This window comes from Vagococcus elongatus, from assembly GCF_003987645.1.
Lineage (GTDB): Bacteria > Bacillota > Bacilli > Lactobacillales > Vagococcaceae > Vagococcus_A > Vagococcus_A elongatus.
Genome location: NZ_NGKA01000026.1, coordinates 20,582 through 29,354, shown reverse-complemented (window position 1 = coordinate 29,354; position 8,773 = coordinate 20,582). Strand labels below are relative to the sequence as shown.

Here is an 8,773-nt window from a genome sequence, read left to right as displayed (position 1 = left end):
CATTTCCAGTGTAGCGAATAAACGCAATCACATTCCAAGAAAATCATTGAACTATCAAACACCGTTGGAAGTATTCTTGAGTTATGTAGATGAAACTGTTTTGTCTAGCTTAATTTGACAAATAATATTTTCTAAAAAAATCTGTTTTTCTATCAAAGTAATTTGACTTTATTTACTGCCGGTAAGAGCTACTCCAATCGCTCTCGAATTTTGTGCCAATTGCCGATGCGACAAAATTGACTGGCTATTCACTGACAAAAGAATGTAAACCGCCTACTATCGGCGTCCCTTGATCTTTTAATTTTGTTAACACTGATAAAGCTTTCACAACGTGTCTCAACAAACTCATTAAACATTTCGGTAAAGTTGTCTTTAATTCCATTGTTTACGCTCCTCCTATTAATTAAATAGTAAATAAAACTGAAATAAACCTCCTGTCTATTGTCCAAGAGGCCTTAATCTTCAATTAACTCATGTTTTACTCACTATTTCGTCATCAATTGTGAATGAACGAGCTTGATAACTTAAATAAAAGCGTAAAAAACAAACGCTTTCAGTTATGGAACCTAACTAATTGTCACAGCTTATGGCACTCAAATAAATTTATAAATAGTAGAGATGGCCAATCAAAGTAAGACTTAGAAACTTCTAAGTTAGTTGTCAAACAGACTCAACCAACAAAATGATAGTTCGCTTTCATCAGACATCCCCTCTTTCTTTTATCATTAACAAAGCCATTGCATAGCGCTTACAATGTTCCTACCTGAGTATACATTGCTTGCTTTTGTTTTTCAATACTTATTTAGTTCACCTAAAAATATTTCATTTTTTGATTAAAATTATTTACGATAATAAGCATGAATCACTTTTTCAAAAATCGTTGATCCCAGTTTTAAAAAAAATAAGATAATAAAATTTAATTGACAAATTGATATTATAAAAATATTTGAAAGCATCATCAAGGAAAAACAGTGTAAAATTTCGTCTAACAATATTGACTGTCTGCTCATTGTCATCAACTAATTGATATTTTTTAATATTGAGGTAAGCAATAATAAACCTATAACCAATAAAAATTATGGCTGAAAACAATGCAAGTAATATATCAATTAGAAGCAACCATGTACTGGAGCAGCATCTTGATTATTTTATTCACTTGAATTTCTTCAAGGTATTTTCCTTTTGATTTGGAAAAACAAAAAGAGCCCCCGATAATTGTGATAATAAAATAAATAATGGAAATATTGTAAATTTCTTGAACATCTCCAGTTAAATTCCACAAAAAAATACTCATGATTTGCGGCTCTTTTCAAATTAGAATAACTCTCTAACTTCCAAGAATCTCTACAAATCTCTGAGTATTTTTAATTATTATTTTTTCTTTTTACCTTTAGAATCGAAGTTAAAGGCATCTTTCATTTTATCGAAAAAACCTTCTTCTTGGTCCCCCACCTTGTCTCCACCAGCTTCTGCAAAGTCTTTCAAGGCTTCCCTCTGAGCTTCGTTCAGATGTTTAGGTGTTATCAGCTTCACTGTTACGTGTTGGTCTCCGTTGCCGCTTCCTCTTAAACGAGGCGCTCCCTTACCGCGCAAACGGAAAGTCGTACCCGTTTGAGTACCAGCCGGTATTTTCAACTTCACCTTGCCATGAACAGTCGGCACTTCAACTTCAGTTCCTAAAGTCACCTGCACAAAACTGACCGGCAGATCGTAAAAAATATCTGAACCTTCTCGGTTAAAGATATCACTTTCTTCCACACGGAAAACCACGAATAAATCACCATAAGGTCCGCCATTGTATCCAGCTTCTCCCTGACCGCTCAATCGCATTTGCTGTCCATCTTCCACTCCAGCCGGAACATTGACCTTCACTGAATGATTTTCAGCCACACGCCCTGAGCCTTGACAGTCGACACATGGGTCTTTGATTATTTGACCCTTGCCTTGACACTCTGGACATGTCTGACGGCTCATCACGCGACCAAGAGGGGTCTGACGCTCTACATTTATTGTTCCCTGACCACTACAACGTGGACACGTCTCAGGACTGGTTCCCGGTTTGGCACCAGAGCCATGACATGTCTTACATTGATCTTCACGTTTAAACGTAACATTTTTTTGAGTCCCAAAAACAGCCTCTTCAAAAGACAAATTTAATGAATATTGTAAATCTGAACCTTGACGAGGCGCATTCGGATTAGATGACCTGCCGCCACCTCCAAAAAATGATTCAAAAATATCTTCAAAGCCGCCAAAGCTTCCGCCACCGCCGAAACCTTCGAAACCGCCAAATCCTCCACCAGCACCAAAATTAGGATCCGTGGACGCATGTCCATACTGGTCATATGCGGCTCTTTTTTGTGAATCGCTCAGGACTTCATAAGCTTCTGAGACTTCCTTAAATTTTTCATCAGCACCAGGCTCTTTATTAATATCAGGATGATATTTTTTAGAAAGTTTCCGATAAGCTTTTTTTATCTCATCTTCAGAGGCACTTTTAGATACACCCAAAACCTCATAATAATCTCTTTTCGCCACGGGCTTTCCTCCACATTTCTAATTATTCTTTGAAACCTTTTAAATCATATCATACTTCATCACAGGAAGAAACTCTATTCTATGATAAAGAATGATTCAAGCAGAGAAAGCCAATTCCCTTTCGAAGGTCACTGGCTTTCTTCACGAACATTATTTTGTATCGTCCTCCACTTCTTCGAAGTCCCCATCTACGACATCGTCAGCAGAACCTTGAGCTTCGTCAGCTCCTTGAGCTGCTTGTTGCTCTTGGGCTGCCTGTTCATACAATTTAACTGTTAAGGCTTGGACAATTTCATTTAACTCGTCACGTTTTGTCTTCATTGCTTCCAAATCATTGGCTTCTACTGCTGCTTTCAACTCGTCTCGTGCAGTTTCAGCTTTTTTAACTTCTTCCTCGTCAACTTTTCCTTCAAGTTCTTTCAAAGTTTTATCGACAGAGAATAGCAATGCATCTACATCGTTGCGTAGATCTGCCTCATCTTTTTTAGCCTTATCAGCTTCAGCATTAGCCTCAGCGTCTTTAACCATTTTTTCAATTTCTTCATCTGTCAAACCAGAAGAAGATTTGATCGTGATTTTTTGCTCTTTTTGAGTTCCCAAATCTTTAGCACTGACATTGACGATACCGTCTTTATCAATATCAAACGTGACTTCGATTTGAGGCACGCCACGTGGAGCTGGCGGAATGTCTGTTAGTTGGAATCTTCCCAAAGTCTTATTATCGGTTGCCATTGGACGCTCACCTTGCAACACGTGAATGTCAACGGCTGGCTGATTATCTGCTGCGGTTGAGAATACTTGTGATTTGCTTGTTGGGATAGTCGTATTACGATCGATCAGTTTTGTAAATACTTGTCCCATCGTTTCGATTCCCAGTGATAGTGGTGTAACATCCAGCAAAACAACGTCTTTCACGTCACCAGAGATAACTCCTCCTTGAATAGCTGCACCCATTGCCACCACTTCGTCCGGGTTCACTGATTTGTTAGGCTCTTTATTTGTTTCTCTTTTCACTGCTTCGACTACTGCCGGAATACGAGTAGAACCGCCGACTAAAATAACTTCATCAATCTCAGAAGCTGCAAGTCCGGCATCTTTCAATGCACGACGCACAGGTCCTTTAGTTCTTTCCACAAGATCTGCTGTTAATTCATCAAATTTTGCACGAGTCAAAGTCACTTCCATATGAAGCGGGCCTGCATCTCCTGCAGTGATAAACGGCAAGCTGATTTGAGTACTTGTCACACCTGACAAATCTTTTTTAGCTTTTTCAGATGCATCTTTCAAACGTTGTACTGCCATTTTATCTTTAGACAAATCAATGCCATTTTCTTTACGGAATTCAGCTACAAGGTAATCAATGATTTTGTTGTCGAAATCATCTCCGCCAAGTTCATTGTCTCCTGCAGTAGAGAGTACATCAAACACACCGTCTCCCAACTCAAGGATGGAAACGTCAAATGTTCCTCCCCCTAAGTCAAACACAAGGATTTTCTCTTCTTTTTCTACTTTATCTAAACCGTAAGCCAAAGCTGCTGCTGTCGGCTCATTGACGATACGTTCAACTTCCAAACCAGCGATTTTACCAGCATCTTTTGTTGCTTGGCGTTGGGAGTCATTAAAGTAAGCTGGCACCGTAATAACGGCTTTAGTTACTTTGTCTCCTAAATATTCTTCTGCGAAGCTCTTCATGTATTGTAAAACCATCGCTGAAATTTCTTGTGGTGTGTAAGATTTTCCTTCCATCTCAATCTTGTAACCTGTTTGTCCCATGTGTCGTTTAATAGAAGAAACAGTATTTGGGTTAGTTACCGCTTGACGCTTTGCAACTTCTCCTACTTGAATTTCTCCCTCTTTAAATGAAACGACTGAAGGTGTTGTACGATTTCCTTCTGGGTTTGGAATGATCTTTGCCTCTCCACCCTCTAATACTGCTACTGCAGAGTTTGTTGTTCCTAAGTCGATACCTATAATTTTACTCATAATCACTTACTCCTCTGTTTTATAATTTTATTTTTACTGCGCTACAATCACCATAGATGGTCGCAACACACGATCATACAATTTATATCCTTTTTGAAGCACGACAACAACTTCTTCCACTTGTTGCCCTTCTTCGATTGGCATAGTTTGAACAGCTTGATGAAGATTAGGGTCAAATACTTTACCTAATGCTTCAATTTCTTCGATTCCGGAAGCTTTAAAAGCAGCTAATATGCCGTCTTTTACCATTTCTACACCTTTTTTAAGATTTTCAACCTGCTCTTCAGAAATGTCAGTTTCCAACGCTCGATCTAAATTATCCAGTGCCGGGAGAAGTTCCTTTGCCAAATCTTGTGATCTGAAACGGGCAAGGGATTCTCTTTCTTTTTGAAATCTGTTGCGCATATTCGCAATTTCCGCCTGTGCCCGAAGGAATTTATCCTCCGCTTCCTCCAACTCTAATTTCAGTTGTTCTTCGGAAGATAGGGCTTCTATTGATGCAGTCGATGCTTGCTCCTCTTCATCAGTCGCAACATTTTCAACTGCCTCATCTGTTACTTCTTCTAGTGTTTCTTCCTTTTGTTCTTCTGCCACTTTACTCATCCTTTCGCTACGTCTTTATGAATCCAACAAACGGTAATAATCTGCTAAATAATCTGCTAATTCATGCCTAAAGGCTTCAACTATGCCGAACATCCGAGAATAAGCCATGTTCGTTGGTCCTAGAATTGCAATAGTCCCTGTTCCATGCTCGGCAACATCATAGGAAGCGGTAATCAAGCTCATGTTCGCCAATAAATCATTTTGGATTTCTTCACCAATTCGAATACTTATGCCTTCCTTAGGTGTTTGAATAAGAGAAGAAACCTGATTCTGGTTACTCATCAAGGAATAAACCAGCTTGAATTGATGGACATCTGGAATTAAATCTACATCTAGTAAATTCATCTGTCCACCGATGTACACCCGTTCTTCAAACGCATTACCAAGTATAGATTCGAAAATATCCATGATTCCTCTTGGTGTTTGGAAATATCTTTGCAAAATCAAAGGAATTTCCGTACGCAGCTTATTATACACCGTGATTAAAGGCTGTCCGACCAACTTATCATTGATAATCTGAATGATTTTTTCAATGTCCCCGCTGGACACATCATCAGGTACGGTAAAGACTTGGCTTTCCACATTTCCTCTGTCTGTCACAATAATTGCCATCAGCTGTTGATTATTTAACGGGACTACTCGAAACCCGGTCAACTTTCGCTCATTCATCTCCGGTCCTAGAGAAAAAGCTGTATAGCTCGTTAAATCTGACAGCACTTGAGCCGACTTTTCGATAATCTCATTCAGTGCCGTAAAATTTCGGTTGAATGATTGTCTGATTGATGACAATTCTTCATTAGACACTGTGGAAGGTTTTAAAAGATGGTCTACATAAAAACGATACCCCTGTACTGAAGGCACACGGCCAGCTGATGTATGAGGTTTTTCAATAAATCCCTCTTTTTCAAGGAAGCTCAAGTCATTTCGAATAGTTGCAGAACTGGCATTTATGCCGGCATTCATCAACGTTTTCGAGCCTACTGGTTCTCCTGTCGCTGCGTGTAACTGAACCACAAGGGTCAATATATCCAATTGTCTTTGTGATAGCATTCCTTTCACCTCTTTTTTAGCACTCAACTATCCAAAGTGCTAATCACATGTACCAGTATACCAAGAGTACTATCTCTTGTCAACGGAAAACCACGCAATATTAGCACTCGGTCGTTTCGAGTGCTAATATTGCGTGGCAGTATATATTTTCCGTCAGAATAGCAGCTTTAGTCATAATCAATCAAGTAAAAATTGTTCAAACACTTCGTTGCCGATCATAAGTCCCTTCTTACTCAATGCGATGAAATGTTGATCTATTGTGATAAGTTTTCTTCTTTCTAAATCTTTAATCGCAGAGCCATAAACATCAAAAATCGAACAATCAAATTTTTCTTCAAAATTTGCCAGCGAAACACCTTCTAGTTTTCTCAATCCCAAAAACATCTCTTCTTCAATTTTATTTTCCTCTGTCAATGTCTCTACTTCACGAATTGGCAATTCACCTTTTCTCAGAGGGGCTAAATAATGTTGGATAGGCCCATGATTCTTATATCGTTTGCCATCAAGATAACCGCTTGCTCCAGCCCCTAGTCCATAATAATGCTCATTATCCCAATAAACTAGATTGTGACGACTTTGTTTACCGGGAATCGAAAAGTTACTTATTTCATATTGCTTTTTACCGGCCGCTTCCATTTTTTTTGCAGCTAACTCAAACATATCTCCTTCAATATCCTCAGAAGGTAAATGCAAGCGCCCCTGCCTTGCCCAATTATAAAAAACAGTTTGATTTTCAAGAATGAGCGAGTAAAGAGAATAATGGGGTAAATCAAGAGCCAAACCCTTTTCCAAAGTATCAGAAAAGCTTTCTATCGTTTGCCCCGGCAATGCGTAAATCAAGTCAATACTCACGTTGTCGATTGCGGCTTTCTCAACCAGATTCGACGTGGTATAAACATCTTCTGCGGAGTGCCTTCTGCCGATTTTTTTTAGCAAACGATTATCAAATGATTGCACCCCCATTGACAGACGATTCACACCATAATTTTTTAAGACATTTAATTTATCAAGGGTCAAATCACCTGGATTAGCTTCTACTGTAAATTCATTTCCTTCATTAAAGGGAAGTCTTGAACGAATCCCTGCCAACAAAACATCCAGCTGTTTGGCTGATAAAGCTGTTGGCGTACCTCCCCCGATATAAATCGTCTCCATTGTATTTGCCGAATACTTAGTTTTAATCAAATCGATTTCTTTCAGCAACGCAGAAATATACTCATCCACAGGCTGGTCTTCAATCAGCACTTTATTAAAATCACAATAATAGCAAATATGCTCGCAAAAAGGGATATGGATATAGGCCGAAAGCTGACTGTACTGAACTTCTTTATTTTTTAACATCTAACAAAATCCTTTCAAAAAAACTGAGCATATCAAAAATTTTTTTATAACTTATCAAAGGTAACATAGACTAACTATCTATCAGTGTTTATCTCTCCGACTATCCTTTTTCAAGTTTTTTAGCCATGCTAATAAGCAAATCAGAAATTTCTTTTATAGAAAAAATGAAACTTCGCTTTTTTTTCGTACCCTTATGATCTACAATTAGTATGATAGTAATTTAAAAGGAGGAGTTAATTTTGATTTTCGGAATATTTTTTCTTATTTTAGCAATTATTTCATTTATTGCATGTTTCTATTTTATTGTTAAACGTAGGTTCAAAAGAGGGTTAAAATATTTGGGTCTAAGTTTAGCATTTATAATCCTTATGACATTTGTCACTCCTAAAAGCATACAATTAGCAGTTGAAAACAACCACCTTACCACAAATGAAGAAGGTATCGTTATAATTAGAGGGGAAACTAATCCCGATGCAACTTTAAAAATTGAAGGAAAAAATGTCACTCTATCAAAAGATGGTACTTTTAAGTACAAAGTGAGTTTATCCTTGCCTAAGGAGCATTCTGTTAATTTAATCAGCAGGTTTGGTAAAAAAGAATTAAAAGAAAAAGTTACTATTTCTCCTTCGAGTGAGTTCAAAAAAGCTATAGCTCTGAAAGAAGAAAAAGAAAGACAAAGAAAACTTGAACTTGAGAGAGAATCGCAAAAATATGAAGAAGCAAAAGCTTCGGTCATTCTCGCTGAAAATGAGCCTACCAACGAAAATTATGATTATGCTTATCTTCTAGTTAACCAGTTGAAAAAAAATGATAATGACTTGGAAGCTCGCTTGGAGAAAGTAAAAGAGACCATTGCTTTTGAACAAAAAGTTTCAGAAACTACTTTAGCAGCGGAAAATGCACTTGGTGTTGCTGAACAAAATAAAACTAGAGAAAATTACGAAAAAGCGGCAGCAGCTGTCAAAGAGATTCCTGTTGACCATACTGCCTTCGAAAATCGTCTCGAAACGATCAACCAACAAATCATAGCACAAGAACAGCAAGAAGCTGTATCCAACACTCCAGAGCCTCCAAATACATCGATTGTTTTGGTAACACCAACTGGAAAAAAATATCATAGAAGGGCTTGTGGAAACGGCACCTATACAGAAGCGACTTTAGAAGATGCTCTGAATCGCGGATTGACTCCTTGTGCCAAATGCTTTTAATTACTTGTTCTTTAGTGAAATATAAGCAAACACAACATTCTATAGTTGGG

General features: G+C 38.0%; 8 protein-coding genes and 1 pseudogene. 2 read left to right on the top strand and 7 right to left on the bottom strand.

What is annotated here, in order from left to right; all coding sequences use genetic code 11:
• A pseudogene (locus tag CBF29_RS12405) lies at nucleotides 1–118 on the top strand (IS30 family transposase); the annotation flags it as partial.
• 126 nt (nucleotides 119–244) lie between these two features.
• Here CBF29_RS12405 and CBF29_RS13810 read toward each other — a convergent pair.
• From CBF29_RS13810 to hemW, 7 genes are all read right to left on the bottom strand, one after another.
• On the bottom strand, nucleotides 245–382 hold the full coding sequence (locus CBF29_RS13810) for a hypothetical protein (protein WP_170170075.1): 138 nt from the start codon (nucleotides 380–382) through the stop codon (nucleotides 245–247).
• A 723-nt stretch (nucleotides 383–1,105) separates the two neighbouring features.
• Nucleotides 1,106–1,294 (bottom strand): hypothetical protein, encoded by a 189-nt coding sequence (locus CBF29_RS12400; RefSeq protein WP_126810042.1) that lies wholly within the window; start codon nucleotides 1,292–1,294, stop codon nucleotides 1,106–1,108.
• A 77-nt stretch (nucleotides 1,295–1,371) separates the two neighbouring features.
• Nucleotides 1,372–2,538 (bottom strand): molecular chaperone DnaJ, encoded by a 1,167-nt coding sequence (gene dnaJ, locus CBF29_RS12395; protein WP_126810041.1) that lies wholly within the window; start codon nucleotides 2,536–2,538, stop codon nucleotides 1,372–1,374.
• A 150-nt stretch (nucleotides 2,539–2,688) separates the two neighbouring features.
• A complete protein-coding gene (gene dnaK, locus CBF29_RS12390; RefSeq protein WP_126810040.1) occupies nucleotides 2,689–4,521 on the bottom strand; it encodes a molecular chaperone DnaK in 1,833 nt (610 codons plus the stop codon).
• A 33-nt stretch (nucleotides 4,522–4,554) separates the two neighbouring features.
• Entirely contained in the window at nucleotides 4,555–5,124 is a 570-nt protein-coding gene (grpE, locus tag CBF29_RS12385) for a nucleotide exchange factor GrpE (RefSeq protein WP_126810039.1), read from the bottom strand.
• Nucleotides 5,125–5,139: 15 nt separating this feature from the next.
• Nucleotides 5,140–6,174 (bottom strand): heat-inducible transcriptional repressor HrcA, encoded by a 1,035-nt coding sequence (hrcA, locus tag CBF29_RS12380; RefSeq protein ID WP_126810038.1) that lies wholly within the window; start codon nucleotides 6,172–6,174, stop codon nucleotides 5,140–5,142.
• A gap of 177 nt (nucleotides 6,175–6,351) precedes the next feature.
• Nucleotides 6,352–7,515, bottom strand: coding sequence for a radical SAM family heme chaperone HemW (hemW, locus tag CBF29_RS12375; RefSeq protein ID WP_126810037.1), 1,164 nt, complete (start codon nucleotides 7,513–7,515; stop codon nucleotides 6,352–6,354).
• Nucleotides 7,516–7,754: 239 nt separating this feature from the next.
• Between hemW and CBF29_RS12370 the strand changes: the two genes are divergently transcribed.
• Complete coding sequence (locus CBF29_RS12370; protein ID WP_126810036.1) at nucleotides 7,755–8,723, top strand: hypothetical protein; 969 nt, start codon at nucleotides 7,755–7,757, stop codon at nucleotides 8,721–8,723.
• The last annotated feature ends 50 nt before the right edge of the window (nucleotides 8,724–8,773 follow it).